This is a genomic window from Pseudomonas sp. GW821-FHT07F01 (assembly GCF_059418825.1).
The window spans coordinates 479,449-505,724 of record NZ_JBWKQO010000005.1 but is presented as its reverse complement, the minus strand read 5'-3'; the positions used below and the strand labels follow the sequence as shown (position 1 = coordinate 505,724).

General features: G+C 62.9%; 24 protein-coding genes and 1 tRNA gene. 3 read left to right on the top strand and 22 right to left on the bottom strand.

The window, feature by feature from the left end; all coding sequences use genetic code 11:
• Nucleotide 1: 1 nt before the first annotated feature.
• The 3 genes from gcvT to AC07R1_RS20685 all read left to right on the top strand — a co-directional run bounded on the left by gcvT (nucleotide 2) and on the right by AC07R1_RS20685 (nucleotide 2,316).
• Nucleotides 2–1,126 (top strand): glycine cleavage system aminomethyltransferase GcvT, encoded by a 1,125-nt coding sequence (gcvT, locus tag AC07R1_RS20695; RefSeq protein ID WP_495110897.1) that lies wholly within the window; start codon nucleotides 2–4, stop codon nucleotides 1,124–1,126.
• Nucleotides 1,127–1,518: 392 nt separating this feature from the next.
• Nucleotides 1,519–1,731, top strand: coding sequence for a cold-shock protein (locus tag AC07R1_RS20690; RefSeq protein WP_007977299.1), 213 nt, complete (start codon nucleotides 1,519–1,521; stop codon nucleotides 1,729–1,731).
• 96 nt (nucleotides 1,732–1,827) lie between these two features.
• Nucleotides 1,828–2,316 (top strand): RDD family protein, encoded by a 489-nt coding sequence (locus AC07R1_RS20685; RefSeq protein WP_011062898.1) that lies wholly within the window; start codon nucleotides 1,828–1,830, stop codon nucleotides 2,314–2,316.
• A 64-nt stretch (nucleotides 2,317–2,380) separates the two neighbouring features.
• On the opposite strand, the gene nadA is transcribed toward AC07R1_RS20685, so the two are convergent.
• From nadA to tolR, 22 genes are all read right to left on the bottom strand, one after another.
• Nucleotides 2,381–3,439: a quinolinate synthase NadA gene (nadA, locus tag AC07R1_RS20680; RefSeq protein WP_015636755.1), complete on the bottom strand. Its 1,059-nt coding sequence runs from the start codon at nucleotides 3,437–3,439 to the stop codon at nucleotides 2,381–2,383.
• Nucleotides 3,440–3,612: 173 nt separating this feature from the next.
• Nucleotides 3,613–4,983, bottom strand: a complete 1,371-nt coding sequence (locus tag AC07R1_RS20675; RefSeq protein WP_053159874.1) for an ATP-binding protein — start codon at nucleotides 4,981–4,983, stop codon at nucleotides 3,613–3,615.
• Complete coding sequence (locus AC07R1_RS20670) at nucleotides 4,959–5,624, bottom strand: response regulator (RefSeq protein ID WP_495110896.1); 666 nt, start codon at nucleotides 5,622–5,624, stop codon at nucleotides 4,959–4,961. Before AC07R1_RS20670 ends, AC07R1_RS20675 begins: the two co-directional genes overlap by 25 nt.
• Nucleotides 5,625–5,734: 110 nt before the next feature.
• Nucleotides 5,735–6,169 carry a hypothetical protein gene (locus tag AC07R1_RS20665; protein ID WP_041119609.1) on the bottom strand — a complete coding sequence of 145 codons (435 nt, stop codon included), beginning with the start codon at nucleotides 6,167–6,169 and terminating at the stop codon, nucleotides 5,735–5,737.
• A gap of 28 nt (nucleotides 6,170–6,197) precedes the next feature.
• Nucleotides 6,198–6,965 (bottom strand): COG4705 family protein, encoded by a 768-nt coding sequence (locus AC07R1_RS20660; RefSeq protein ID WP_495110895.1) that lies wholly within the window; start codon nucleotides 6,963–6,965, stop codon nucleotides 6,198–6,200.
• 99 nt (nucleotides 6,966–7,064) lie between these two features.
• Nucleotides 7,065–7,700 carry a thioesterase domain-containing protein gene (locus AC07R1_RS20655; RefSeq protein ID WP_495110894.1) on the bottom strand — a complete coding sequence of 212 codons (636 nt, stop codon included), beginning with the start codon at nucleotides 7,698–7,700 and terminating at the stop codon, nucleotides 7,065–7,067.
• The gene (locus tag AC07R1_RS20650) at nucleotides 7,697–10,762 is read right to left on the bottom strand and encodes a non-ribosomal peptide synthetase (RefSeq protein WP_495110893.1); all 3,066 of its coding nucleotides are present in this window, start codon (nucleotides 10,760–10,762) and stop codon (nucleotides 7,697–7,699) included. The genes AC07R1_RS20655 and AC07R1_RS20650 overlap by 4 nt, the downstream gene beginning before the upstream one ends.
• 4 nt (nucleotides 10,763–10,766) lie before the next feature.
• The gene (locus tag AC07R1_RS20645; protein ID WP_495110892.1) at nucleotides 10,767–11,777 is read right to left on the bottom strand and encodes a zinc-dependent alcohol dehydrogenase; all 1,011 of its coding nucleotides are present in this window, start codon (nucleotides 11,775–11,777) and stop codon (nucleotides 10,767–10,769) included.
• A complete protein-coding gene (locus tag AC07R1_RS20640; protein WP_015636761.1) occupies nucleotides 11,777–13,120 on the bottom strand; it encodes a 3-phosphoshikimate 1-carboxyvinyltransferase in 1,344 nt (447 codons plus the stop codon). The genes AC07R1_RS20645 and AC07R1_RS20640 overlap by 1 nt, the downstream gene beginning before the upstream one ends.
• A complete protein-coding gene (locus tag AC07R1_RS20635) occupies nucleotides 13,117–14,325 on the bottom strand; it encodes a Coenzyme F420 hydrogenase/dehydrogenase, beta subunit C-terminal domain (RefSeq protein ID WP_258571612.1) in 1,209 nt (402 codons plus the stop codon). Before AC07R1_RS20635 ends, AC07R1_RS20640 begins: the two co-directional genes overlap by 4 nt.
• A gap of 113 nt (nucleotides 14,326–14,438) precedes the next feature.
• Nucleotides 14,439–14,906, bottom strand: coding sequence for a GNAT family N-acetyltransferase (locus AC07R1_RS20630; RefSeq protein WP_019094547.1), 468 nt, complete (start codon nucleotides 14,904–14,906; stop codon nucleotides 14,439–14,441).
• Nucleotides 14,907–15,842, bottom strand: a complete 936-nt coding sequence (locus AC07R1_RS20625) for a DMT family transporter (RefSeq protein WP_125062103.1) — start codon at nucleotides 15,840–15,842, stop codon at nucleotides 14,907–14,909.
• A 10-nt stretch (nucleotides 15,843–15,852) separates the two neighbouring features.
• The gene (locus tag AC07R1_RS20620) at nucleotides 15,853–18,726 is read right to left on the bottom strand and encodes an AMP-binding protein (RefSeq protein WP_495110891.1); all 2,874 of its coding nucleotides are present in this window, start codon (nucleotides 18,724–18,726) and stop codon (nucleotides 15,853–15,855) included.
• A gap of 21 nt (nucleotides 18,727–18,747) precedes the next feature.
• Nucleotides 18,748–19,986, bottom strand: a complete 1,239-nt coding sequence (locus AC07R1_RS20615) for an aspartate aminotransferase family protein (protein ID WP_011062908.1) — start codon at nucleotides 19,984–19,986, stop codon at nucleotides 18,748–18,750.
• 449 nt (nucleotides 19,987–20,435) lie between these two features.
• Nucleotides 20,436–20,511, bottom strand: a tRNA-Lys gene (locus tag AC07R1_RS20610).
• Nucleotides 20,512–20,574: 63 nt separating this feature from the next.
• On the bottom strand, nucleotides 20,575–21,276 hold the full coding sequence (gene queC, locus AC07R1_RS20605) for a 7-cyano-7-deazaguanine synthase QueC (protein WP_011063010.1): 702 nt from the start codon (nucleotides 21,274–21,276) through the stop codon (nucleotides 20,575–20,577).
• Nucleotide 21,277: 1 nt separating this feature from the next.
• On the bottom strand, nucleotides 21,278–21,925 hold the full coding sequence (queE, locus tag AC07R1_RS20600) for a 7-carboxy-7-deazaguanine synthase QueE (RefSeq protein WP_011063011.1): 648 nt from the start codon (nucleotides 21,923–21,925) through the stop codon (nucleotides 21,278–21,280).
• Nucleotides 21,926–22,091: 166 nt separating this feature from the next.
• Nucleotides 22,092–22,904, bottom strand: coding sequence for a tol-pal system protein YbgF (gene ybgF, locus AC07R1_RS20595; RefSeq protein ID WP_011063012.1), 813 nt, complete (start codon nucleotides 22,902–22,904; stop codon nucleotides 22,092–22,094).
• Nucleotides 22,905–22,910: 6 nt separating this feature from the next.
• Nucleotides 22,911–23,408: a peptidoglycan-associated lipoprotein Pal gene (gene pal / locus AC07R1_RS20590; protein WP_003227510.1), complete on the bottom strand. Its 498-nt coding sequence runs from the start codon at nucleotides 23,406–23,408 to the stop codon at nucleotides 22,911–22,913.
• A 53-nt stretch (nucleotides 23,409–23,461) separates the two neighbouring features.
• A complete protein-coding gene (gene tolB / locus AC07R1_RS20585; protein ID WP_015636767.1) occupies nucleotides 23,462–24,742 on the bottom strand; it encodes a Tol-Pal system beta propeller repeat protein TolB in 1,281 nt (426 codons plus the stop codon).
• Nucleotides 24,743–24,759: 17 nt separating this feature from the next.
• Nucleotides 24,760–25,821, bottom strand: coding sequence for a cell envelope integrity protein TolA (gene tolA / locus AC07R1_RS20580; protein ID WP_011063014.1), 1,062 nt, complete (start codon nucleotides 25,819–25,821; stop codon nucleotides 24,760–24,762).
• On the bottom strand, nucleotides 25,821–26,273 hold the full coding sequence (gene tolR / locus AC07R1_RS20575; protein WP_011063015.1) for a protein TolR: 453 nt from the start codon (nucleotides 26,271–26,273) through the stop codon (nucleotides 25,821–25,823). The genes tolA and tolR overlap by 1 nt, the downstream gene beginning before the upstream one ends.
• Between the last annotated feature and the right edge of the window lie 3 nt (nucleotides 26,274–26,276).

The following is a 26,276-nucleotide window of genomic DNA, read 5'->3' as shown; positions in this document are numbered from 1 at the left end:
CATGTCCACCGAAACACTGTTGAAAACCCCGCTGCACAGCCTGCACCTGGAACTCGGCGCCCGCATGGTGCCGTTCGCCGGCTACGACATGCCGGTGCAGTACCCGCTGGGAGTGATGAAGGAGCACCAGCACACCCGTGAACAGGCCGGGCTGTTCGATGTGTCCCACATGGGGCAGATCCTGCTGCGCGGCGCCAATGCCGCCCAGGCCCTGGAGACCCTGGTGCCGGTGGATATCATCGACTTGCCGGTGGGCATGCAGCGCTACGCCATGTTCACCAACGAACAGGGCGGCATCCTCGATGACCTGATGGTGGCCAACCTGGGGGACGAACAGCTGTTCCTGGTAGTCAACGCCGCCTGCAAGGACCAGGACCTGGCCCACCTGCGCCGCCACCTGGGCGAGCAATGCGACATTCAACCGCTGTTCGAGGAACGGGCCCTGCTGGCCCTGCAAGGCCCGGCTGCGGTCACGGTGCTGGCGCGCCTGGCGCCGGAGGTGGCGCAGATGACCTTCATGCAGTTCAAGCCGGTGCCCCTGCTGGGCGTAGACTGCTTTGTCAGCCGTTCGGGCTACACCGGCGAAGACGGTTTCGAAATCTCGGTGCCGGCGGCCCAGGCGGAAAAACTCGCCCGTGCCCTGCTGGCCGAGCCGGAAGTAGCGGCCATCGGCCTCGGCGCCCGCGACTCCCTGCGCCTGGAAGCCGGCCTGTGCCTCTATGGCCATGACATGAACAGCGACACCACGCCGATCCAGGCCAGCCTGCTGTGGGCCATCTCCAAGGCACGTCGTGCCGATGGCGCCCGCGCCGGCGGCTTCCCCGGTGCCGAGGTGATCTTTGCCCAACAGCAAGGCGGTGTCAGCCGCAAACGCGTCGGCCTGCTGCCCCAGGAACGCACACCGGTACGTGAAGGTGCAGAGATCGTCGACGCCGAAGGCAAGGTTATCGGCAGCGTGTGCAGCGGCGGTTTTGGCCCGACCCTGGGCGGCCCCTTGGCCATGGGCTACCTCGACATAGAGCACTGCGCACTCGATACGCCAGTTGCAGCAATAGTTCGTGGGAAAAAGGTGCCAATGCTTGTAAGCAAAATGCCATTCGTGCCACAACGCTACTACCGCGGCTGAGGGACTGTTTCTATAAGTAACGCGGTTGCGTTAAAAGTGCACTAATCTGTAACGCAACCGCCATAAAACAGTGCATATTTTCGATACTGAACTTCACTTATAACGCCCGAAAACAATTGAACAACTCTATCGAATAAGCCCCGTACGCTAGTTCCGCCAAACCTCGGCAAGCTGAGTAAAACCGGGGCTTCGCGGGGCTTGTTTTTTCTCCCATAGTTGGCGTAGAGTTTCCCCACTGTGTTTGCATGGGTCGCTTGGAATCGTGACCTGGGCAGTAGCTAACAAGTTTGCTACAACCCGTTCGACGTCTCTTACTTTCCTGCAACCCAGCCCAGTACTCTTTCATGAGAAAGAGACTGTCATTAATTTTTTAGCGTCAAAGGAAATAAGAAATGTCCCAACGTCAGAGCGGTACCGTCAAGTGGTTTAACGACGAGAAAGGTTTTGGTTTTATCACTCCAGAAAGCGGTCCGGATCTGTTCGTACACTTCCGCGCCATTCAGGGCAACGGCTTCAAGAGCCTGAAAGAAGGCCAAAAAGTGACCTTCATCGCTGTGCAAGGCCAGAAAGGCATGCAGGCTGACGAAGTACAAGCAGAAGCTTAATCGTCTGTAACGAAAAAGCCCCTGATGCTGACATCAGGGGCTTTTTTGTGCGCGCAATTCCGTAAAATGGCTTCTTTTTTCAGTCGAGAGCCTGTCATGTCGAAACATCTGCTAAGCCCCCAAGGCGAGTTCCCCGCCGCCGGCCTGGGTCGTCGCCTGGCAGCGATGTTCTATGATTTCCTGCTGTGCGTTGCCCTGCTGATTGTCACGGGCGGCGTCTACAAGCTGATCCAGATGCAGATCATCGGCGAGGCGCGGATGCGTACCCTGACCGAATCCGGCGCCCTGGACGGTGACCCGTTGTATTCCACGGTGCTGCTGTTCGTACTGTTCGGTTTCTTCGCCAAGTTCTGGACCCACTCCGGCCAGACCCTGGGCATGCAGGTCTGGGGTATCCGGGTGCAGAACGCCGACGGCAGCCGTATCAGCCTGTGGCAGGCGCTGTTGCGCTTCATGGTGTCGATCGCGTCCTGGCTGTGTGCCGGCCTGGGCTTCTTCTGGGTGCTGGTGGACAAGCAGAAACGCAGTTGGCACGACATCTACTCCAACAGCCAGCTGGTGCGCATTCCCAAGCAGAAGAAATAAGCCCGCCGCCAACAAAAACGCCCCGACAGATCGGGGCGTTTTTTTAAGCGAGCAGAAGAACCGATCAGGCGTTGCCCGCCAGTTTCATCCGCGCGGCCTGGGTGAAATCCAGCATGCGCTTCAGAGGGCGGAGCGCATTGGGGATCAGCGCCGGGTCGACGCTGATCTCGTTGCTGCCATCCTTCAGGCACTGCAGGGTACGCTCCAGGGTATTCATGGCCATCCACGGGCAATGGGCACAACTGCGGCACGCCGCACCATTGCCGGCCGTCGGCGCCTCGATGAACACCTTGTCCGGGCACAGCTGCTGCATCTTGTAGAAGATGCCGCGGTCGGTGGCGACGATGAAGGTCTTGTTCGGCAGGCGCTGCGCGGCAGCAATCAGCTGACTGGTGGAGCCCACCGCATCGGCCAGTTCGATCACCGAGCTGGGGGACTCCGGGTGCACCAGAATGGCCGCATCCGGATACAGCGCCTTCATGTCTTCCAGCTGCTTGGACTTGAACTCCTCGTGAACGATGCAGGCACCGTCCCAGAGCAGCATGTCGGCACCGGTCTGGCGCTGGATGTAGGTGCCCAGGTGCTTGTCGGGGCCCCAGATGATCTTCTCGCCGTTATCCATCAGGCTTTCGACGATTTCCAGGGCGCAGCTGGACGTCACCACCCAGTCGGCACGGGCTTTGACCGCCGCCGACGTGTTGGCATAAACCACCACGGTGCGCTCGGGATGCTGGTCGCAGAAGGCCGAGAACTCCTCCACCGGGCAGCCAAGGTCAAGGGAGCAGGTGGCTTCCAGGGTCGGCATCAACACCCGTTTTTCAGGGTTGAGAATCTTCGCCGTCTCACCCATGAAGCGGACCCCGGCAACCAGCACGGTCTTGGCCGGATGGGCATTGCCGAAGCGGGCCATTTCCAGGGAGTCGGACACGCAGCCACCGGTTTCTTCGGCCAGGGCCTGAATCACCGGATCACAGTAGAAGTGTGCAACCAGCACCGCATCCTGAGCCTTGAGCTCGGCAGCGATGGCGGCACGCAGATGGGCCTCTTGCGCAGCGCTCAAGGGTTTGGGCTGCTTGGCGTCGAGGTGGGCTTGAACCAGAAGGCGTTCAGAAATTTGCGTCATGTTCGCAAGACCTGCAGGCGCTTGAGGCGCGAAAGTCGAGTATACCACCGGCTCCGGACCGCTTAAGGCCCCGCCGGGAGAGTGAGTTCATCAGGTACGGACAACATTGGAGCCGCGCAAGGCTACAGAATATCCAGGGTATTCAAAAGCCTATTCTGCCCAACAGCCGCTCCCTACCCTGCCGGCGGCACCTGCACCCGGGCAAAAGCCACCGTCACACACAACCCGCGTTTGGCCCGTTGGTCGGAGTAATCCAGCCAGACCCGGCCGGCATGCCGATCGGCAATGGCCTTGACGATGGCGAGCCCCAGCCCGGAGCCCACTTCATCGCTGCCCAGCCCGCGATGGAAAGGGTCGAACACGCGCTCGCGCTCAGCCACGGCAATACCCGGCCCCGAGTCGCTGACCTGCAGCAGGATCTCGTCCTGCACCTGGGCCACCGACAGGTCTACCCGCCCACCTTGCGGGGTATAGCGGATGGCGTTGTCCACCAGGTTCTTCACCAGGGTCAGCAGGTCCTCCTGGCTGATCAGCACCTGCCTGTCCGGCCCACCTTCCAGGCCGATGTCGATCGCCTTGTCCTCCGCCAGGGGCAGCAGGTCCTCCAGCACCCGGCGGTACACCCCGTGCACCGAGACCGGCTCAACCCGGCCATTGATGGCCGATTGTGCAGACGCCAGCCCGAGCAATTGATCGATCAGCTTCCTGCCGCGCTCGATCCCCCGGCGCAACAGTTGCAGGCGCTCCCGAGCCAGGCTGGGCATCTCCACCGATGCCAGGCGCTCGGCCTGCAGGGACAAGGCCGTCAGCGGCGAGCGCAATTCATGGGCGGCATCCGCCACGAAACGCCGCTGCGTCGTCATGGACTGAGTCACCCGCAGCAACAGGCGATTGATGGCCCGCACGAAAGGCCGCACTTCGGTCGGCAGATGGCGCTCGTCGATCGGGTGCAATTCCTGCTCGTCACGCAGATCGATCTCGGCCGCCAACTGCTCGATGGGACGAAACAGTTTGCGCACCAGATCGGCAATCACCAGCAACAGCACGGGAAACAGGATCAGGAAGGGCAACAGTCCACGCCAGGCGCTTTCCCGCGCATCCCTGTCACGAGCGCCGGTTTCCTGGGCCACGGCAATCCGCAGGCCGGCGCTGGTGGTCTTGACCAGCACCCGAAACGGCTCGCCGCCCACCGTCAGGGTCGACAGACCGTCCGCCAGGGTGGTGGGCAGCGGCAGGGGGATTTCGGCATCACTGTCCGCCGCCGCCCTGGCGCCATCGGCCAGGTATTGAACGACCACCCTGGATTCCTCGTTATCGTCGGCGACGACCTGCCCCGGCGGCGGGTAGGCCAGGGTCATGTGCTGGCGCTCGAACAGCGCGGCCACCTGGCGCAGGGTGTTGTCCTGCATCTCCAGGGCCTCGTCGAAGGCCGAGACATAAGCAAAGACTCCGGCCAGCAGCGCAACGATCAGCACCGCCACTGAGAGGGCAATGGACAGCCTGAGCTGGACCGACTCGCTCAGACGTCTTTTGAAACCATCCATCCCATCCCCCTGACGTTCTTGATCACCTGGCTTCCCAACTTGCGGCGCAAGGCATGGATCAGGAACTCCACCGCATTGCTTTCCACCTCCTCGCCCCAGCCGTAGATGCGGTCTTCCAGCTCACTACGGGAAAGAATCGCCCCCGGGCGGATCAACAGCGCCTGCAACAAGGCGAATTCGCGGTTCGACAGCTGCACCGCAGGCTGCTCGAACGAGCTTGCCTGTTTCGATACCGGGTCCAGCAAAACCACACCATTGCCCAGCAGCGGTGCCGCGCTACCACCTTTGCGACGCATGACCGCACGCATTCGCGCCAGCAGCTCGGCCATGGCGAAGGGCTTGAGCAGGTAGTCGTCCGCGCCGCCGTCCAGGCCTCGCAGCCGGTCATCGAGGCTGTCACGAGCGGTAATGATCAACAGCGGCACCGGGTTGTTACGGCGGCGAATACTGTCGAGCACCTGCAACCCGTCCTTGCCGGGCAGGCCGAGGTCGAGCAGCACCTGGTCGTAATGCTGGCTGTCCAGGGCAGCCAGGGCGGTCACCCCATCGCTGACCCAGTCGGCGGCGTAGCCTGCATCCTTGAGGGCGCCCTGTATCGCCTCGGCGATCATCCCGTCGTCCTCCACCAGCAAGATCCGCATAGTGCCTCCGTAGTGAAACAGGCCCGGCCTGCGCTTGAGCAAGGCCGGGCCCGGGTCGAGTCCCCCCAAGGGTAATCACTCGCCTGCCGGTCTGCTGGAAAAGATGAGGGTCAGGCCTTGCCTTGCAAGCGACTGAACGTTGCCAGCAGATCGTCCATCGCCGACTTGCACTCGGCCTGTTGCGGGGTGCCGGCGCGCAGGGCGTCAAGTGCTCGGTCGATGCCCTTGTCCAATACATGCCAGTCACCGGCGGCACGGGGCTTCAAGCCGGCTTCGGCGGAGTCCCAGGCAACTTCCAGATCCTTGATCCGGCGCTTCGCCCCCGCCAGGTCCTGCTTGTCCACCAAGCCGGCCACATCACGGGCAATGGCCTGGAACTCGGCCAGGTCGCCCAGCCTGGAGGCCGTGGCCGCGGTAGCCTGGGCTGAAGCGGCAGTGCCGGGCTTGGGCGCATCGGCAGGCTTGGAACACCCCGCGGCCAGCCCCAGCAGGGCAATCATGGAAAGAGTCGTGGTGTAGCGAATGGCAGAGCGGATAAAGGCCATGATGAGTCCTTGAGTGAGGGTCGGATAATCAGTGGGAAAGGCGCTGACGGTTGGTGACGTTGAGCTGCGCGACGGTCACCAGCAAAAGAATCACGCAGAGGAAGATGGCGCTGGTCCAGGTGGCGCCCAGGCCCAGGCCACCGTAGGTCTTGGCTTGTGTCAGCAGGTCGCCGAGGGCGGCGCCAAACGGTCGGGTGAGGATGTAGGCGATCCAGAAGGTCAGCACCGCATTGCCCCCCAGGCGCCAGGCCACCAGGGTCACGGCAATCAGTGCGGCAAAGATCAGCGCTCCCAGGGTAAAGCCGAGCCCCAGCGCCTCGGTGGCCAGGTCCCCGGCAGCAGTTCCCAGGGCGAAGGTGCAGAGCACGGTGGCCCAGTAGAACAGCTCGCGTCGCGGGGTAACGATCTGGCGGATCGACAGATTGCGCTCAACGGCGTACCAGACAGCGAAATTGACCGCCAGCAAGCCTGCAAACACTGCGGTGCTGAGGTACAGGCTGATGCCCAGCTGATCGGTGAGCACATCGGTGATCTGGGTCCCGACGATGCTCACCAGGACCACGCTCAGCCAATAGATCCATGGCGTGTAGGTCCGGCTGCGGAACTGCGCGAACAGCGCCAGCCCCAGCAACAGGGCCATGCCGATGCTGGTCACGCCCTGCCCCAGGCCGGCGTCGACGGCCAGGTAGTCGGCGCAGGTTTCGCCCACGGTGGTGGACATGATCTTGATGATCCAGAAGGACAGCGTCACCTCCGGAACCTTGTTCAGCCAATCGGTCTTGCTCAGCGGCTTCATCGGGTGCCTCTCCATAACGGCGCGTGTATTGGCGCGAGGCAGAGGCTACGAGGGAAAACTTAGCTGGAACTGAGGGCACCCCGAACGGGCCGGCTTCGATCACCAAGCAATGCGCTGCAAGGCCCCAGGGTCCAGCAGCCAGGTGAGCACATCGGGGCTATTGATCACCGAGCCATGGTGGTGCTGCTCGTCCCGCCAGTAGCGATTGTCCTGGGCCGGATCGAGCCCCAGGCCCGGGGCCAGCCCCTCGGCACTGCGCCCGGCGGACAACAGCACATCCACCGCGCGCCCCTTCAGCGGCACCGCCTGCCATTGGGACAGCAGCAGGATATTGCCGTGCACGCACTCGCGATTGACCAACTGCGCGTCCACCAGGTCATCGACGTAGGCGTACTGCGGATCGGCCGCCAAACGCCGGGCAATGGCGTCAGGGGCCAACCCTCGAAGCTCGGCCAGCAGCGGCGGGTCCACCAACAGCAGCGGCCTGGCGGGTGCCGTGCTGCGGGCCACGCAACAGGCCGCCACATAAGCGCCGAAGGAGTAACCGAGCACCGCGTCCAGGGTCGTCAGCTTATGCTCTTGGGCAATCTGCCGGGCCAGGTCTTCGACACTGGAATAGGGCCAGTAGTCGCTGTAGTTGACCTGCACCAGCGACACCCGCCCCTTGAGTGCCCGGCCCAGGGCGGAAAAACAGATCGGATGGCCGACGAAGTCGGGAAAGCAGATCAGTTTCATTGACGTTGCCCCGCCGCGACAAAGGATTCGAGAAATGCCCGGGCCTGCGGCTCGGGCAGATAGCTGTTGAGCAGCACTTCGCAGCCCAGCGCCGACTTGACCACCGTCAGGTCGAGCAGGGTCTTGGGCCACTCGCTAACCGGGTTGGCAATCCGCGTTTGCAACCACCGGGCGTCACTGGCCGGCAGCTCGACGAAATTGCACAGGAACGCCGGAGCAAAGCCGTACAGGCCCAGGGCCGCGAGTATTTCCTCGTAGCCCAAGGCCGCCCGGGCCAGCTTGGCATTCAGGTAATCCATGCAGGCCTGTGGCTCGCAGCCTTCGGCGAAGCGCCCGGGAGCCAGGGGCACGGGCACCGTGTAACTGGAGAATCCGCTGATCACCGAACGCTCAGCCCAGGCGAACAATAGATTGACGATCGGCGCCTCTATCCCCAAGCCCTCGGCACAGCCCTGGCGAAACGCCTGCAACAGGTGGAACAGACGCTGCGGCGAGGCCAGCTTCATCGGATCCATGGCCAGTGCCGCCCGCAACTGCAGCGCCTGGGCAGTGGCCGCCGGCGCCGGGACATCGGCCAATGGCGCGTACTCCTCGGCCTCTTGCTCCCAGGCCTCGGTGCCGGCATCTGCCAGACGCTCATATTCCTCGGCCTGCATCAGGTTATTGCCGACAAAGGAAAAATCCGCCACCGGCGGCGACTGCACGCCCAGCGCCAACTGTTCCACGCTGCGCAGCAGGCTCAACTGGCCGACATGGTTGCCAAGGATGTGGTGCAGCCACAGCCCCAGGTGCAAGGTGCCGTCGATGCGCACCTTGAACAGGCTGCACAGGTCCTGCTCGAACAGTGACAGCGGCCGCTCAAGGAAATGCTCCACACAGGCCTGCTGGCTGGGAAACTCCGCCACAGGCTCCAGCCACAGGCGCGCCGGCGGCTCGGGGGCCAGATCAAGACAGTACTCGCCCTCGACCCGCGCCACCCGACAGCCCGCCAGTGGATAGCGCTGCTTCAAGCCCTGGGCCAACGCCTGCAGGTCCAGCCCGGCGGCCGGCAACTGCTCGGGCCGGAACAGGTAGAGCACGTTGTTGGCCCGTAGATCCTTGTTGAACAGTTCGGCATACACCATCGACAACTGGCTCTTGTTCAAGCCGATCCAGCGGCTGTCGCCGGCAGCCGGCAACCGCCCGGAACCGCTGCGCAGCGCCTCCCGGGCGTGGCTGGCCGAGGTGGCGCGGACCACGGCAAAACGCCCCAGGTGAGTATTGATCGAAAACCCTGCATGGGCGGCGGGCAAGGACTCCTGCTCCGACTCGATCACGTAGTACTCCTGCGCACCGCTTTCCAGCAGGGACGCCAGGCCGGGTTGGGCCTGTAGCCAGTCCAGCAACTGGCCCAGGGTGGCCATGCGGTAGAACTGCTCCAGGCCCAGGCCTTCCCAGCCCAGGTGACGGTTCACCGTGCCCACCAGCTTGATCGCCGCCAGCGAGTTGCCACCGCTGTCGAAGAAGCTGCGCTGCAGGTCATGAGCCGACACGCCGAAACGCGCGAGAAAACGCCCTGCCGGCGAGTCGTCCGTTTCAGTGGCCGGCTGCCCGAGACACAGGCGCTGCTTGAGCTCAGCAATATCCAGCTTGCCGGAAGAGCGCAGGGCAAAGCGCTCAACCTCGACAAATCGCGACGGCACCATGAACGGCGGCAGGCTTTGCCGGCCATAGTCGGCCAGCACCCGGGGCTCGACCCCAGGCGCCTTGAGGTACACCAGCAGCAACTGCGCTTCGGTTCCCTGGTCATCCAGCAACACCACACAATCGAGCATTCCCGGATAACGCTTGAAGGCGGCGGCGACCTCGGTCAGCGACAGGCGCTGGCCACGCAGCTTGATCTGGTCATCGCTGCGGCCATGGAAGTGATAGAGCCCCTGGCCATCCCGGGAAACCAGGTCGCCACTGCGGTAGCAACGCAGCGTCCGGCCCTGCCATGGCAGGTCGATGAAGCGCTCCCGGGTCAGCCCGGCATCCCCCAGATACCCCGGGGACAAGCCGCCCCCGGCGATCAGCAGCTCGCCGGGTTCATCCTCCTCGCACGGCTGCCCGTCAGGGCGCAGCAGCAACAGGGTGGCATCGTCCACGGCCTGGCCGATGGGAATGTCCCGGGTGCTGTCGAAGCTGCGGGGAATGGCATAGACACAGGTACCCATGGTGTTTTCCGTGGGGCCATAACCGTTGTAGAGAACCAGCCCATCGGCGGCAGCATAGGCCTGGCGGACATGCCCTGCGGACAGGACCTCACCGCCGACCATCAGCCGCTTGACGCCCCGCAGCCAGCCGCGGTCGATATCGACGAAGGTGTTGAACAGGGTCGAGGTCAGCCACAGGCTGTCGACCCCGGCCTCGTGGATGTAACGATGCAGGTGTTCCAGGGTCAGGGCGCCGGGAACATGGATATGCAATTCGCCGCCATTGAGCAGCGCGGTCCAGATCTCGAACTGCGAGGCGTCGAAGGTCAGGTTCGAGGCGTACAGCATGCGAAAGCCCGGCTGCAGCGGAAAATGTCGCGGCCGGTAGCAGAACCCCAACACCCCGCGATGGGTACAGGGAATGATCTTCGGCGCGCCGGTGGTGCCGCTGGAAAAGTTCACGTACACCGGCTCGGCGCCGCATAGCGGCGGCCAGCACGCAGCCTCGTCGGTGGGAGCGAGCAATTCATCCAGCGCCAGATACCCCGGGCCACCGGCAACCTCCGGCGCGACCCGCCAGCGCACGCCACTGCGTTCACACACCGACTGGTTCCACTGGGGCGGGTTGTTGCGGTCCAGATAGCAGTACGACAGGCCGGCCCGCACCATGCCCACCAGCAGCACCAATTGTTCAATCGAGCGCTCCACCTCCAGGCCCAGGGTGCTGCCAGGCGTCAGGCCCAAGCCCAGCAAGCGGGCCGCCACCTGTGCCGAACGCTGTTCCAGCTCCCGGTAGCTGAGCCGTGCGCCGTTGCAGCTCAGCGCGGTATCCGTGGCATGCCGGGCGAAGACGTCGTCCAGGCACGAAGCAATAGATAGATGAGCCATGCCGTCACGCTTCCCTGTGTTTGATCAGGTTGATTCCAGGGGCGAAGAACGCCGCGCCGTTGTAGTGCACCAACGCCTGCCCCAGGTCCATCTCGACCCGCTGCAGGTGCTCCAGCCAATCCTTGCCGGCCACCAGGTAGTCGAGGCAACGAGCGATGTTGCGCTCCACCGTGGCTTCCCCTGCCGGGCACTGCACGCTCTTGCGCCCGTGATGGTAGGCATCGTCGCGGTAACCGTTACCGCAGCGGGACACGTTGATGATGTCGATGTTGCCCATTTGCGGCGAGAGCTCCAGGGTCAGGCTGACCCGCCCGACATTCACCAGCCGCGAGCGGCCAGCCCCGTTGCCCTGCGGATTGAGCAGGGCCAGCAACCGCGGGAACAAGGCGCTGATATCAGCATCGATGCACAGGAAGATCCGGGTGAACTGCCCGGCCATCGCCCCCGGCTCGGCCAGCAGGTCGAGCATCTGCACCGGCAGGCCCGGGTCGATGGCGGCGGGGTTGAGGTCCGCGACCCAGATCCGCGCACCATGACAGGCCGCCACCAGGCTCAGCATCTTGCCCACCAGGCCCATGCCCACCACCAGGATCTGCTCCCCCGCCTGCAATTGCGCACGGTCCACCGCATGCACCGCAGTGGCACCCAGGGTGGCGAGAATCGCCTGGTCCTGGGTCAGTGGCGGCGGTACCTTGCACACCAGCCGCTGGGGCACCTGGATCCAGTTGGAATGGGTGGCAATCTTCCAGCCCATGGCCACCACCCGGTCCCCCGGCTGCACGCCTTCCACCTCGGGCCCCACGGCGCTAACCACCCCGGCCGCGCAATAGCCCAGCGGCAGTTGCTCGCCAGTCTCGCGTACCTGCTGCAGGTAATGACGCTCGGTGCCCGGGCTGACCATGGAGTAGTCCACCGCCACCTGCACTTCAGTGGCCGCCAGGGCGGCCAGAGGTTCATGCACGGCGATCACGCCATCGGCGCCACAGGCGGTGAGTGTGTATCGGCTGCTGCTCATCAGGCCTCCCGTCCGGTCAGGCGATCCAGGCACTGGGCAAACCCTGGAAATGAAGTCTGGTAGCAATGCCCTTCGAGGATGGTGGCCTGCAGCCCGTGAGCCAGCAGCAGGACGTGGGCGGTCATCGACAGGCGATGGTCACCGAAAGTCGGGATCGCTCCCTGCACACTGGGCACCTGCCCGCCTTCCACCCGCACGTCGTAGCCGTCGACCTGGTAGTCCAGGCCCAGGGCATTGAGCATGCTGCGGGTGGCGGCGATCCGGTCCGATTCCTTGAAGGTCAGCTCGTAGAGGTCACTGAAGGTCGCGCTGCCGGGCAGCACGCAGCTGATGGCCAGGGCCAGCGGCACTTCGTCGATCATTGCGTGGAACTGGTGCTTGTCGCGCAAGTCGTGAGCCCTGGGTTGGCCACCCCCGCGCAGCAGCAGGCGGCCCACCGGCTCGCCATGACGAATGCTGTCCACCTCCAGGGTCAGGTTGAAACCACAGGCCAGCAGCCAGTTGAAAAAGCCCAGGCGCGTAGGGTTCAGGCACACATTGTCGAAGCTCAGGCGCTGCTGCTCCTGGTGGCGGTTGCACAGCAGGAACAACGCCGCCGGATAGGCAATGGCCGAGGGGTCGCGAGGGATGCTGATCTCCTCGGGAATCGCGCAGTCCCGTGGCTGGTAGTGGATCTGCAACTGCTCGTCCTGCAGCCGGTCGCCAAAACTGTTGATGATGCGCTGGGTGTGATCCCGGGCCACCACCGGGTACCGGATCGACATCGGCTTGCGTGCCGCCACCCCGGCAAACAGCAAGGTGCTGATGGCCTGGGCGCTGCCGATGTGGATCTGCGCCGCGCCGCCGCGGAATGCAGCCTGGTGGATACGGATCGGCAGCGCGCCCGGACGCCCCAGGTACTCCAGGTGGGCGCCCATCTGGTTCAGGGGCTCGACGATCCAGTCGAAGGGGCGGTTGCGCAGGGTTTCGTCGCCATCGACGATGCACGGCACATTGAGCCCCACCAGCATCCCGATCAGTAACCGCGCGGCCGCGCTGGAGGGCCCCAGGTCGACCCGCCGCTCGTGGGTCGCCTGGGCGAACTCACCGCTGATCTCCAGGGTCTGGGGCGTCTGCCCTGGCGTCACCTCAAGGCCCAGTTGCTGCAGGGCATCGAGCAACAGGGTCACCGCCTTGCCGCGGTTCAGGTCCCGCAGGCGCACCGGATGCCGGGCCAGGGCGGCAAACAGGATCATCCGATGGCTGATGGACTTGTCCGATGGCAGGTAGCCGTCGATGTTGGCCCAGACTTGCTGTTGGCGGCCGAGGGTGAAATCGATGGGCCGGTCCGGGTAATCGATCATGGGCTACTCCTGTATTTGGCGGGGTTGATCAGTTCGGCGTCGTCCACCAGCGCTTCGTCCTCGAAGTGGTCGCCCACCCCGGGGCCGGCGGGCAACACCAGCGGCTGGGTTTCATAGAAGCGCCGACGGTTCTTCTTGCGTTCAAGGCCGAGGTTGAAGCCCCCAAGGTCGACTCCCCAGCTTTCCAGCCGGCCATGGGTGATGGCGCTGTCCACCAGGGCCTGGCCCATCTCGGTGCGGATCAGCGCGCGGCCGTGTTTCTGTTCTTCGGAACCGTTGAGGCTGGCTTCGAAAATGTTGGGGTCGCCGTCACACACGCTGACGTCGGCCAGCCCGCTCATCCAGTCACCGCAACTGAGGCAGCGAAAGGTCTTGTTGTCCTTGAGCTTGCCGAGGATCTCCCAGAAATCGATGCCAAAGGTCTGGCTGTCCAGCAAGGTGACTTGCAGCCGGCCGGGGTAATCGCCTTCGCGGTACTTGATATCGCGCACCTGCTGCGGGTCTTGCCCCAGCACCTCGCTGATGATGCTATGGGTGCCGGCCGGCAGGGTGTTGGAGGAGCAGGCGGTCTCGATCACGCAGATGATTCGGCTGCGGGCCCAGTGGCCGATGGCGGTGTCCCGGCGCTGCAGCTTGCGGATCGCCTGGACGTGGCAGGCCAGCCCCACCACGGCAATGCGCGCGTCCGGCTGCTGTTCGTAGCATTCGCGCAGGGCATTGAGGTAAGGCGCCAGCTGGTAGGTGGACTGGGCATTGTTGATGATCGCCTGTGTGGCGCTGCCCAGTTGCGGCGCGCTGCGCCAACCCTGCCCCGGATGACGGCCCATGGTCAGGGTCAGGTTCACGTCAAAGTGCTCCCGGGCGGTCAGCAGCAAGGTGGTGGCGGTGCCGCCACTGGCCGAGCGCCGGACTATCTGCGGGTCGGTGGAACGCGCACCGATGGCCTGGCGGCTGATCCCCAGCCAGCGCTCTTCGGCGCGGCGGGTACGGCCGAACAGTTCCAGTTCGGAGCGATCGGTATCCGGCTGCAGCCCCGGGCACACCGCCAGGCACTCGGTGCAGCTTTCACAACTGTCGCCGATGCCCTCCAGCAGCGGCACCACCCGGTCCGGGTCGAAAACGATTACCTGCTGTGGGCACACCAGGGCGCAGGCGCCGCACCCGGCGCACAGATTCTGATCGAGCACCGTCAATTTCAATAACATCCCTGTCATCTTGGATAAGCCTCGTGTGCCGTTTTCCGGGTGCAGCCGGCCGCGCCCCCGCGAACCGGGGACGGGCAAGACCTGCTGTGCTGAAGTGGCCGCTGACGGTCAGCTCAAAGCGGGCGTTCCATCTTGATGATCTCGATGGACACCGGGCTGTTGCCGCGGCTGAAGGTGCCCTCGCCGATCTTCTGGAAGCCGTGGTAGGCATAGAAGCCTTCGGCCGTCAGGGTCGCCTCCAGGTAGGCCGAGCTGGCACCGCTGGCCCGCAGCCGAGCCAGCGCCACCTCCAGCAGACGGCTGCCCAGGCCACGCCTGGCCACATCGCCACGGATGAACAGCTTGCTGACCTCATTGCCGTCGAGTTCGACGAACCCTTCGATCTGCTCGCCCTCGGCCAGCCACAGCGATCCCTTTTCCACGGCTTCGCGGTAGGTTTCCGGGGAGCGCCCATCGAGCCACATGCGGATCTGCTGATCGCTGTATTCAGAGGTGCACAGGCGCTCTACCGAGTTGCGGTGGGCCTCGAAAATACCGATCAGATCGTCCGTGGTGGCCTGGCGTATCCGTACATTGCTCATTCAGCTGAACTCCACTTTCTTGGGGGCGGGGTGGTAGCGAAACTTGAAATTGATCAGGCTGCCCAGCATCACCAGGGCACTGCCGAGCATCAGGTGCAGGCTCAGGGGCGTTTCCCCCAGCCACACCGACAGATAGCTGGCGCCGATGGGGTACAGCACGCCGACATAGCCGGCGTTCTCGGCGCCCATGCGCTTGATCAGGTCGATGAACAGCACGAACACCAGCGCCGAGCACACCACCCCCAGGTACAGCAGGATGCCCAGATCGGCCAGGGTGCCCGGCAGTTGCAAGCCATGGCCGCCCAGCAACAGGCTGACGGCGTATAGAGCGCAGGCCCAGCCGGCCGCCACCTTATTGATGTGCAAGGTGCCGAGCTGGCAGGTCTTCTGGATGTGCTCCGAAAGCACCGATCCGATGGCCACCGCCAGGAAGGAAGTCAGCCCCAGGGCCACTCCCGCCAGCGACAGCGGCCGCCCCGGATCGCCAAGCATGAACAGCCCCAGCCCGGCGATGCTCACCAGTGCGCCGAGCAGGTTGTGCAGGGCGACCGGCACATGCAGGAACAGGCGCTTGATGCCGATGATGTAGAAAATCACAAAGGCGCTGAGGCAGGCCATCTGCGCACTGCCCAGGTAAGCGGTGGCCAGGTAGGCCAGGCCGATGCCGGCATAGAAGTACACCGCCCCCACCCCGGCCATCAGCAAGTAGGCCTTGCGGGTTACCGGCTGCTGCGGGCCGGCGAACAGCCGTTGCCACAGCCACAGCACCCCGTAGGCAATGAGGAAGCGCAGCATCAGCGAAGAGCCGACGTCGCTGTGTTCCACCTGCAGCGAAATGGCGATCCAGTTGGTGGACCAGATCAGCAGGCAGCCGAGGAAAATCAGCACGGCGACCAGTGAACGGGGTTTCTTGTTGTTATCGGGTAAGGCGTTCATGGAGGTTTCTCTAGCTCAAGGCAGCGGTGATCCCGGTCAGCAGCGACTCCAGGCGTTCTTCGCCGAAGGCCTGCGGGTCATAGTCGATTTTCAGCAGCAATTCGCCCGCGGCCAGGTAGCCGGTGAACTCCAGGTGATGGCTGGGGCTGCCCTGCATCAGTTGCAGGCTCAAGGGATGCACGCCGACCCGGGCCCCGGGCGGGTTCTCCACGGCGCCCAGGAAGTTGTAGCTGTAGCCGCAATCGAACAGGCCCTTGAGGCGCTCGGCCTCGGGCGTGGCGAAATAACGGTTGCCGAAGCTGTGGGCAATGCCCTGGCTGGCTTGCTGGCCGGCCTTGATTTCCCTGGCGATCTGCTCCAGGTCCAGGCTGGCAACCTGCAGCACCAGCGGGTAGATCACCGTCAGCCAGCCGAACACGCTGTTGAGCTCGGCGCCGCTCTTGTCCAGGGCCCGCCCATGGTCGAGCAAATGGACTTTCTGGAACGGGTTGTCCTCGCTCTGGCTCATGGCGCGCAGGATGGCCGCCAGCAGCAACTGGCTGGTCTCGGCCACACCCCGGGCCCACTGCGGCAGGTCGCGGACCGGCCCCAGGCACAGTTCGGCTCGCCGAAAGGCCTCGCGCCGGGGAAACTCGGGGCGCTGCCCGGTCAACTGCGCGCAGCGATCCCAGGGTAGTGCTTCCCAGAACGCTTCATGGGTCGCCAAGGCATGCTCGCGCTGGTAGCTCTGCTGCCACTCCTCGAAGGCCGTCGGCCGCGGCCAGCCTTGCATGCACTCCAGGCCCTGCCCCAGGCATTCGTCCAGCTCAGAAACCAGCAGCATCCAGGAGTAGCGATCGACCTGGAACTGGTGCCCGGCAATGATCAGGTGATGGCCAGCGGCGTCCTGTTGCTGGCTGAAGCAGAAGAGTTGCCCCTGGCTCAGGGAGATGGCTGCGCAGGTCCGCTGCACCGCTTGCTGCAGATCCGTCCCGGCAGGCTGCAGCCCCTGATCCTGAACGCCCGCCTCGATAAAGTGATGGCGGAAAATTGCCCGCAGCGCCTGGCTGACTCGCTGTGGCTCCTGGCCGGCGGCTATGTCCAGCACCAGGGCCTGGTTCCAGTGATCCAGGTCGCTGATGCCGCGGCTCAGCAGGAAGCGGCGATTGGGCAGGCCCTCGACCTGCGGCCGGGAAACCCCGGGCCGGGCCTTGGCCGCCGCCGCATGCACCGGCAATTGCCCCAGGGCCTGATCCGACAGCAACTCTTCCAGGTCCAGCACCAGGCCCTTTCTCTTCAGCGTGGCAACCACCTGCAAGGCCCGCAGCGAATCGCCGCCATTGTCGATAAAGCTCTTGGCCCGGTCCGGGCTCTGCCCGCCAAGTACCTGGCCGATGGCTTGCCAGAAAGGCTCCGGTGCGGCCTGTGCCGGCTCCGGCGCCGCCATGGCGCGGGCAGCCAGTTGCGCCAACGCCTGCCGGTCGATCTTGTTGTTGCGGTTCAAGGCAAAACGCTCCACCAGCAGGAAGCGCGCCGGCACCCGGTGCGCCGGCAGTGCGGCCCTGGCGGCCTGACGCAGGAGGTCTTCGCCAAGGCTGGCGTCACGGGCAATGACAAAGGCCACCAGGGCCAGGTTGTCCCCGGCCTGATGGGCGATCACACAGGCTTCCCGTACCTGGGCCAGAGCCTTGAGCTCCGATTCCACCTGGACCAGGCTGACCTTCTGCCCGTTGATCTTGACGATGGAATCCTTGCGCCCCAGCAGGCGTATGGCGCCATCGGGCTGGTGGCACGCCAGATCACCGGTGGCGTAGCACTGGCGCTGCGAGTCCAGGGGGCTGGGCTGGGTCAGCTCGACGATCAGCCCGCTGGCCGGGTCCAGGCGCCGGGCCACCAGGGAAGAATAGAGCAGCAGTTCACCCACCCCATCGCCGTAGGGCTGCCCCGGTTCCTTGGCAATGTCCAGGGTGACGCCTTCCACCGGCCGGTCCAGGGCCCAGGTCGGGTCCTGCAGCGTCTGCCCCTGGTCGATGCGGGCGTAGAGCGCGGTGGTGCATTCGGTCGGCCCGTAGGCGTTGAACAGCTGCGAGCCTGGGGCAAAGGCGTGGTTGAAGCGCTGGATGTCCGAGGGGTGGATGATCTCGCCGCCGATCACCAGTTGCTTGGGCCGGGCATAGATGGCGCTCGCATCGGTGTAGAAGGCACGCAGATAGGGCACCGTCATATGCAACACTTCGATGTCATGTTCGGCGATCAGCGCCTCGACTGCGGCGAAGTCATGCTCCCGGGGGTTGAGGCTGCACAGGGTGGCGCCAGTCTTCAGGCTGGCGAAGATGTCCATCAGGCCGGCGTCCCACCCCACGGAAGCCAGTTGCAGCACACGCTGCCCGGGGCCGATTCCGACATAGCCGATGTAGTTGTCGATGTGCCGGCCCAGGGCCTCGATGCGCTGCACTATGGCCTTGGGCTCGCCAGTGGAGCCGCTGGTGAAGATCACGTAGTCCTGGCAACGCAACGGGTATTCCCGGCCAGGGGGCACGGGCCGGGGTTGCAGGTGCTGCAGGTCGAGCACCGGCAAGGAACGGGTCAGTTGTGAACCAGGCCGTGTCGTGCCATTGAGGACCAGGTTCACGCCCAGGTGCTGGAGCACCGGCATCAACTCGTCGAGGTTGCTCGCCGGGTCGATGAACACCACTCGCCGGGCGGCGGACAAGGCCGCGATCAACGCCGCATACATGGCCCGGCCATGGCTGGCATACAGCGCCAGCACCGGCTCCGGCAGCCCTTGCAGCTCGGCGCTGACCCCCTCGCGCAACTGGTCGAGCGCGGCAAAGCCAAGGCTGCCCTGGACATCGATGACACCCGCAACATCGGTACCCGCCATGCGGGTAAAAGCCTGCAACATGATATCCCTGCCTTGTTGTTATTAGAGGGAGCGACAAACGCCCTGCAGCGTCTGCATGAATGCCTGGATTTCCTGCTGGGAGATGCTCAGTGGCGGGGTCAGCTTGACCGTCGCCGGATTGCGCCCGCCGGTGCGCACGATCACCCCGTGCTCCAGCAGCCGGTTGCGCAGCGCCAGTACATCAGCGCCCTGGCCCTGGCCCTCGAAATCGAAGGCGAGCATCATGCCGCGGCCGCGCACATTGACCACTCGTGCGTCCTGGGCCCCCAGGCCTTCCAGGGCCTGGCGCAGGTACGCGCCGTTGCTCGCCGCCCACTGCCAGGGTTGTTCCTGGTGGTAGATATCCAGCACCTTGGAAGCCACGGCACAGGCCAGCGGCATCAGGGTGAAGGTGGAGGAATGCTCGGCATAGCCCAGGCAGTCCACCAGTTCCGGGCGGCCTACCACCGCGGAAATCGGCAAGCCATTGCCCAGGGCCTTGCCCAGCACCAACAGGTCCGGCAGCAGTTGCGGGTTGCTGAAAAACGGCGTCCCGGTGCGGCCAAAACCGGTGTAGATCTCATCGAAGATGGTGATAACGCCGAAGGTCCTGCCCAGTTCGACAATCGCTTCGAGCAACGCCAGAGGCACCGGATACATGCCCTCCGCTGCCTGGATCGGCTCGATGATCAGCGCCGCGGGCAAGCAATTGGCCTGCTGCGCCTGGCGCAGATCCTCGGCCAGTTGCTCACGCCACAAGGCGGCCAGGGCCGGGTCCTGGTCGGCGTCATAGTCCAGGGCCAGGGCGGTCAGTTGCAGGCTGTCGCCACCGGCCAGGTGCTTGCGAAAACCGCGGTTGGAGGTCACCGACAGGGCGCCCTGGGTCTTGCCATGGAAGGAATTGTGGAAATACACCACGCCCTGGCGTCCGGTAGCGGCGCGGGCGATTTTCAGTGCCACCTCGATTGCCTCGGCACCGGTGACCGCGCCAAACACCGAAGCCTGCGCATAGGGCACCAGCCCCTCCAGCTTGGCGACCACTTCATGGCGCTGCGGGTTGTCGATGTTCCAACCGGTATGGATCAGCAGTTCGGATTGACGCTTGAGGACTTCGACCAGGTCATCGCGCTGATAACCCAGGTTGGCGGCACCGCTGCCACCGGACATGTCGAGGAAGGATTTGCCCTGCTCATCGTAGAGAAAGCACCCCTTGCCACGAATGACGGAAGGGCTGGAGGGGGCACTGCGCCTAACGGATATTGCAACTGCTTCTGTGAACATCCTGTCACCTTGAGTAAGCCGGGCTTGTGACTCACGCACAGACTCAGGGACAGATTCGTACAGGCAGGGCAAAGCCCTGCTGACTGCGAAGTTACCGACCCTGGTATGTGTTCTCCTTGCCAGGGACGCAACCCCTGTCGGCAATGGCGGCAAGATTTACGCGGGAGGCATTTGCGCTGTCAACGAGCCCCGCACTTATTCTGAATTTAAAGCGATAACCCCTGAAAAAAAGGGGGAATTCAGATAAAGCCCCTGAATTTATCAAGGTTTTTAGAGATGAGCCCGGCTACCGGCAAAAGGCCAGCCTCTGCAGAAGAGTTGATATTCAAGCAGTGAGAAGAAGGCAAGCTGAGCAGCTGAGTGGCGGGATCACGGTTTTTTGCAAGGCAAAAAAAAACCCGGAAATCCTCACTTTCGTGGGCCTTCCGGATTTTCTAAACCGCCAAATATGGTGGGTCGTGTGGGATTCGAACCTACGACCAATTGGTTAAAAGCCAACTGCTCTACCAACTGAGCTAACGACCCGCTGTGTGGTGGCGCGTATAATACTGATTTCTAACGGGAATTCAACACCCTATATGAAAAAAATCAAAAATAAGGTGTTGGATCACTGATTCCGGCCGCCTTGAAGCCTTCAGCACGCAAACGGCAGCTGTCACATTTGCCGCACGCGTGGCCGCTATCGTCTGCCTGATAGCAGGAAACCGTCAGCCCGTAATCAACCCCCAGGCGAACACCGGCCTGGATGATCTCGGCCTTGCTGAGGTTCTGCAGCGGCGCCTGGATACGAAAGCCCTGCCCTTCGACACCGGCCTTGGTCGCCAGGTTGGCCATGCGCTCGAAGGCCTCGACGAACTCGGGACGGCAATCCGGATAACCGGAATAATCCACCGCATTGACACCGATGAAGATATCCCGCGCGTGCAGGACTTCCGCCCAGCCCAGGGCCAGGGACAGGAAGACGGTGTTGCGTGCGGGCACGTAGGTGACAGGAATGCCCTCCCCCGGCGCCTCTGGCACCTCGATGGTGCTATCAGTCAGTGCCGAGCCGCCAATACCGTTGAGGTTCAGGCCGATCACCTTGTGCTCCACCACACCGAGGTCCCGGGCCACGCGCTCGGCGGCGTGCAACTCGGCCCGATGGCGCTGGCCGTAATCGAAGCTCATGGTGTAGCAGCGGTAGCCTTCGGCGCGAGCCATGGCCACCACGGTGGCAGAGTCCAGGCCACCGGACAGCAGGATCACGGCACGCTTTTCACTCGAAGATGGGTTCTGTGCTTGTTCAGTCATGTCAGCGCCCCGGCTCGTCATTCCACAGGTATTTATGCAACTGCAGTTGCAGACGTACTGGCAGGTTGTCGGCGACGATCCAGTCCGCCAGGTCTCGTGCATTCAAGTCATGGTGGCTGGGCGAAAACAGCACTTCGCCGGCGCGTCGCTCAAGACCGTACTGGATCAGCTTGGACACCGCCCAGTCATAGTCCTCGCGGGAGCAGATGACAAACTTGACCTGGTCGTTGGCAGTCAGCAACTCGATATTCTCGTAGCGGTTGCGGTGCGCTTCCTTGGAGCCGGGAGTCTTGAGATCAAGGATCCGACTGACGCGCGGGTCCACCGCAGAGATATCCAGGGCACCGCTGGTTTCCAGCGAGACCTCGTAGCCGGCATCGCACAAGTGCTGGAGCAAGGGAATGGCATTGGGCTGGGCCAGAGGCTCGCCACCAGTGACGCAGACGTAGCGAGGGCGGAAACCGGCAACCTGCTCCAGCAGGCTATCGAGGGTCCGCTGGCTACCGCCGCTGAACGCGTAGGCACTGTCGCAGTATTGGCAACGCAACGGGCAACCGGTCAGGCGCACAAAAACCGTGGGCAGCCCGGCAGTCCGAGTTTCCCCCTGCAACGAGTAGAAAACTTCGGTGATTCTCAATGTGTCTTGCATAGTCGCCACGGGCGTAACAGCTAAACAGGCTGTCCGCCTCCGTCAGGCACTTCAAGGAACCCCGCCATCGCGCAGATCCCAGGAAGCGTGTTTCAGAAAAAGGGCATGGATTCTAACGAAAAAACCCGCGACAAGCGCGGGTTTCTTGTAACGGAGGCCAACGCACTTACATGCGCTGCAGGTCCCGTTGGGCCAACTGAGCGGCGGAAGTGCCCGGATACTGGGCCACCACCTGCTGCAGGATGCCCTTGACCCGGTCGGTGTGACCGAGACGACGCTCTACGTCAGCCAGCTTGTACAGCGAATCCGGCACCTTGGCGTGCTTGGGATACAGCTGGGAAACCTTGGCAAATGCCTGGCCCGCGCCTTGCAGGTCGCCTTTGGCCAGGTTCACTTCACCCAACCAGTACTGGGCATTGCCGGCGTACTGGCTGTTGGGGTACTTGCGCAGGAATGCCGAGAAGGCCTGGCTGGCCTTGTCGAAATCCTTGGCCTTGATCAGGTCGAAGGCAGCATCGTAGTAGAGCTTTTCCTTGGCCGGATCACCGGGTTCGCTACTGGCGGCTGGCGCCTGAGCAGCGGCACCGGCAGCGCTGTTATCGCCACCGGCAGAAGAATTCTCAGGAGTTGCGGCAGGTGCGACACCGCTTCCTATGCGTCGATCAAGATCCTGGTAACGCTCCAGGCTTTCTTGCTTCATCCGCGCTACATCATTTTGCAGAACTTCGATCACACCCTGTTGGCGTGCAATCTGTTCCTGCATTTGCTGCAGTTGCTGGAACAGCTCGCCCTGTGCCGAGACAGGGGTCGAAACCCCTCCCCCGGCATAGGCGCCGTTCGTGCCATAACCCGCTGGCGGATAACTGCTCCCGCTATTGTTATAGCCGGAGTTGTTATCGACCACAGGAACCGCAGACCACGCCGCGAGCGGCGTGAGACTGAGAGCCAAAATAGTTACAGCACGACGGCACGTTCGCATGACGAATTACTTACGCAGTTCGACGCGACGGTTTTGAGCCCAGGACTGCTCGTCGTGGCCAGTAGCAACTGGACGCTCTTTACCGTAGGAAACCAGCTCCAGCTGTGCAGGGGAAACGCCCTGCAGAACCAGGTAGCGCTGAACGGCTTTAGCACGACGCTCGCCCAGAGCCATGTTGTACTCACGAGTACCACGTTCGTCGGTGTTGCCTTCCAGAACAACGCGAGCGCCGTTTGCTTTCAGGTCTTTGGCGTGAACGTCCAGAGCGCGCATGGCTTCTGGCTTCAGGTCCGAGCTGTCGTATTCGAAGTAGAAGGTGGTGATTGCGCGCAGAGCAGCTTCTTCGCTCAGGGAGCCATCAACAGCACCGGTGTTAGCGCCGTAACCAGCGTTTGGATCAACAGCGCCTTCACCGGCATTGTCGCCGCCTTTGGAGGAGCAACCTACAGCCACAGCCATGGCCAGAGCCAGCGCAGCAAACTTACCAAACTTCAACATTTCCATCGTGAAACTCCTAATGAACCCCAGTGTGTTAAGTGAAACATTGTAGCGCCGCGTCAGTTCAGGTAAGGGGACCAGGACGGTTCTCTGACTTCGCCTTGAGCGGTAGGAAGCGGGAGCCTCACACGTCCATTAATGGACACGAGCATCAAGACTCCCCGGCCCTGCTGGCGGGTGGCGTAGATTACCATGGTGCCGTTGGGCGCAACAGTAGCTGACTCATCAAGGTTAGTGTCTGTAAGGATTTTTACGCTACCGCGCTGCAAATCCTGAGCCGCTACCCGGAAGTTGGTGAAACCATCCTGGCGGTGAATCATTACCAGGGTCTTTTCGTCAGCAGAAAGTTTCGGGTTGGCGTTGTAGTTACCAATAAAGGTCACACGCTCGGCGCCACCGCCATTGATATTGCTTTTATAGACTTGCGGCTTGCCGCCACGGTCGGAGGTGAAATAGATGGTGGAACCATCCTTGCCCCAGAACGGTTCGGTGTTGATGCCCGGGCCACTGGTGACGCGGCTGATCTGCCGGGACGCCATGTTCATCACATAGATATCCGGGTTGCCGTCCTTGGACAGCACGAAAGCCAGGCGGGTGCCATCTGGCGACCAGGCTGGAGCGCCGTTCAGGCCTTCGAAGTTGGTGATCTGCTCACGACGCCCGGTATCGATGTGCTGAACGAAGATGCGCGGGCGCTTCTGCTCGAACGACACGTACGCAATGCGCTTGCCATCCGGAGCAAAGCGCGGCGACAGGATCGGCTCGCGAGACTGCAACAGGGTTACCGCCCGAGCACCGTCGTAGTCCGAACGCTGCAGGGTGTAACGGGTGTTGTTCACCGAGAAACGCTCAGCCGTCACATACAGCAGGCGCGTAGAGAACGCCCCCTTGATGCCGGTGAGTTTTTCAAAGGACTGGTCGGAAATGTAGTGCGACATGTCCCGCAACTGATCAACGCTACCCGACACGCTGCCGGTCAGCACTTGCTGCTCGGTCGCGACGTTGAACAGCGCGTACTGCACCTGCAGGCGACCGCCGGCTGGAACAATGCTGCCGACCATCACGTACTGGGCGCCCAGGGCTTTCCAGTCGCGGAAAATGACTTCGCTGGCCTGAGTCGGCAAGCTGATCATGTTCTGCTTTGGAATCGGTGCGTAGTAACCCGAGTTGCGCAGGTCATCACCGATGATCTGTGCCATGTCGTCCGGCAGCACGCTGCCGCCCTGCCAGCCAAACGGCACTACCGCAATCGGTGTCGCCCGATCACTGCCACTGGTGACCAGAATGTTTTTTTCATCCGCTGCCGCTATCCCTGCCATACAGCAAATAACGACAAGCATTCCTCGAAGAAGGTTTCTCACAAGGCTAGATCCTCAGGTGTGAATGTCATCTTGAATGAACGATAGGGCGCGAAATCCTTCGGACTCAAACCCTGCATTTCTGTCAAACGCCCAATGTTCTTGACTGCCGCCACCGCCGAAGCGTCGAACGGACCATCACCACTGGACTTGATCACGCTGACCGTGGTCACCGTGCCATCAGGCAACATGCCGATCCGCAGTTCCACCGTCATGCCCTTGCGCGCCGAAGGAGGACGAGCCCAGCCTTCCGCCGCACGAATGCGAATCAGGTCATCGAAACTGCCTGCGACACTGTCACCCACCTCATCCGACTTGGTGGCTTCACGCTCCGGCTTATCGGACAGCAAGTCCGCCAGGGCCTGGGCCTTTTTCTCTTCGGCAGATTTGCGCGCTGCTTCCTGGGCCTTCTTCTTCGCAGCGTCGGCCGCAGCTTTCTTCTTGGCATCCTCGGCGATCTTTTTCTTCGCCTCGTCTGCTTCAGCTTTTTTCTTCGCGTCTTCCGCGGCTTTCTTCTTCGCGTCTTCGACGATTTTCTTCTTCGCTTCTTCAGCGGCCTTTTTCTTGGCCTCTTCTTCAGCAGCTTTCTTGGCTTCTTCTTCGGATTTCTTCTTGGCTATATCAGCCAATTGTTTCTCTTCAGCCTTTTTCGCTTCTGCGGCTTTCTTGGCGTCATCCGCCTTCTTCGCCTCATCGGCTTTCTTGGCCTCATCGGCCTTTTTCGCTTCCTCGGCTTTTTGAGCAGCCTCTTCTTTCTTTTGTTCCGCGGCCTTGATCTCTTCCTGCTCGACCTTCTTCTGCTCCAACTGTTCGGCTTCGGTCTGGCGCGCGGCGGATTTCTTCGCCTCACCCGCAATCTTGTGATTGGTCTGGGTGGTTGCCGGACTCTTGGATTTGAGCTGGTACAGGGTCGCTTGAACGATCGGCTTGGCCGGGGGCAGTTCCGGGGTCATGGCAAAGCTGACGAACAGCATGCCAAACACCAGCACGTGCAGGGCAATTGCCCAGACACTAGGCCAGAAGTAGCTTTCCGAGGCGGACGGCTCTCGCTGTTGGTGCATCAGGGCGCCTCGGTAATCAGGCCAACGTTACCGACTCCGGCTTTCTGCAGGCCGCCCATGGCACCCATCACGGCGCCGTAGTCGACGGATTTATCACCGCGAATGAACACCTGGGTGTGCTTGCCGCCTTCATTGCCGGCACGGATGATCTTGGTCACCGCGTCGGTCATCTGCGGCAAGGTCATCGCCTTGTCCTGTTGCTTTTCGGTGTCGACTTCGCTGCCAAGGTTCCAGTAGTAGGTCTTGTCAGCCTTGATCGAGATGGTCAGCACCTGGGTGTTGTTGTCCTGGGGCAAGGCTTCGCTGGAAACCTTGGGCAGGTCAACTTTCACGCCCTGGTTGAGCATCGGCGCGGTCACCATGAAGATAACCAGCAGTACCAACATCACGTCGATGTAAGGCACCACGTTCATCTCGGCAACCGGCTTGCGTTTGTGGCGAACTCGGGCCATGGG

What these genes read in the sequence shown, in the direction of transcription:
- gcvT (WP_495110897.1), top strand. Translation starts at nt 2, where the DNA reads ATGTCCACCGAAACACTGTTGAAAACCCCGCTGCACAGCCTGCACCTG.
- AC07R1_RS20690 (WP_007977299.1), top strand. Translation starts at nt 1,519, where the DNA reads ATGTCCCAACGTCAGAGCGGTACCGTCAAGTGGTTTAACGACGAGAAA.
- AC07R1_RS20685 (WP_011062898.1), top strand. Translation starts at nt 1,828, where the DNA reads ATGTCGAAACATCTGCTAAGCCCCCAAGGCGAGTTCCCCGCCGCCGGC.
- nadA (WP_015636755.1), bottom strand. Translation starts at nt 3,439, where the DNA reads ATGACGCAAATTTCTGAACGCCTTCTGGTTCAAGCCCACCTCGACGCC.
- AC07R1_RS20675 (WP_053159874.1), bottom strand. Translation starts at nt 4,983, where the DNA reads ATGGATGGTTTCAAAAGACGTCTGAGCGAGTCGGTCCAGCTCAGGCTG.
- AC07R1_RS20670 (WP_495110896.1), bottom strand. Translation starts at nt 5,624, where the DNA reads ATGCGGATCTTGCTGGTGGAGGACGACGGGATGATCGCCGAGGCGATA.
- AC07R1_RS20665 (WP_041119609.1), bottom strand. Translation starts at nt 6,169, where the DNA reads ATGGCCTTTATCCGCTCTGCCATTCGCTACACCACGACTCTTTCCATG.
- AC07R1_RS20660 (WP_495110895.1), bottom strand. Translation starts at nt 6,965, where the DNA reads ATGAAGCCGCTGAGCAAGACCGATTGGCTGAACAAGGTTCCGGAGGTG.
- AC07R1_RS20655 (WP_495110894.1), bottom strand. Translation starts at nt 7,700, where the DNA reads ATGAAACTGATCTGCTTTCCCGACTTCGTCGGCCATCCGATCTGTTTT.
- AC07R1_RS20650 (WP_495110893.1), bottom strand. Translation starts at nt 10,762, where the DNA reads ATGGCTCATCTATCTATTGCTTCGTGCCTGGACGACGTCTTCGCCCGG.
- AC07R1_RS20645 (WP_495110892.1), bottom strand. Translation starts at nt 11,777, where the DNA reads ATGAGCAGCAGCCGATACACACTCACCGCCTGTGGCGCCGATGGCGTG.
- AC07R1_RS20640 (WP_015636761.1), bottom strand. Translation starts at nt 13,120, where the DNA reads ATGATCGATTACCCGGACCGGCCCATCGATTTCACCCTCGGCCGCCAA.
- AC07R1_RS20635 (WP_258571612.1), bottom strand. Translation starts at nt 14,325, where the DNA reads ATGTTATTGAAATTGACGGTGCTCGATCAGAATCTGTGCGCCGGGTGC.
- AC07R1_RS20630 (WP_019094547.1), bottom strand. Translation starts at nt 14,906, where the DNA reads ATGAGCAATGTACGGATACGCCAGGCCACCACGGACGATCTGATCGGT.
- AC07R1_RS20625 (WP_125062103.1), bottom strand. Translation starts at nt 15,842, where the DNA reads ATGAACGCCTTACCCGATAACAACAAGAAACCCCGTTCACTGGTCGCC.
- AC07R1_RS20620 (WP_495110891.1), bottom strand. Translation starts at nt 18,726, where the DNA reads ATGTTGCAGGCTTTTACCCGCATGGCGGGTACCGATGTTGCGGGTGTC.
- AC07R1_RS20615 (WP_011062908.1), bottom strand. Translation starts at nt 19,986, where the DNA reads ATGTTCACAGAAGCAGTTGCAATATCCGTTAGGCGCAGTGCCCCCTCC.
- queC (WP_011063010.1), bottom strand. Translation starts at nt 21,276, where the DNA reads ATGACTGAACAAGCACAGAACCCATCTTCGAGTGAAAAGCGTGCCGTG.
- queE (WP_011063011.1), bottom strand. Translation starts at nt 21,925, where the DNA reads ATGCAAGACACATTGAGAATCACCGAAGTTTTCTACTCGTTGCAGGGG.
- ybgF (WP_011063012.1), bottom strand. Translation starts at nt 22,904, where the DNA reads ATGCGAACGTGCCGTCGTGCTGTAACTATTTTGGCTCTCAGTCTCACG.
- pal (WP_003227510.1), bottom strand. Translation starts at nt 23,408, where the DNA reads ATGGAAATGTTGAAGTTTGGTAAGTTTGCTGCGCTGGCTCTGGCCATG.
- tolB (WP_015636767.1), bottom strand. Translation starts at nt 24,742, where the DNA reads ATGCTTGTCGTTATTTGCTGTATGGCAGGGATAGCGGCAGCGGATGAA.
- tolA (WP_011063014.1), bottom strand. Translation starts at nt 25,821, where the DNA reads ATGCACCAACAGCGAGAGCCGTCCGCCTCGGAAAGCTACTTCTGGCCT.
- tolR (WP_011063015.1), bottom strand. Translation starts at nt 26,273, where the DNA reads ATGGCCCGAGTTCGCCACAAACGCAAGCCGGTTGCCGAGATGAACGTG.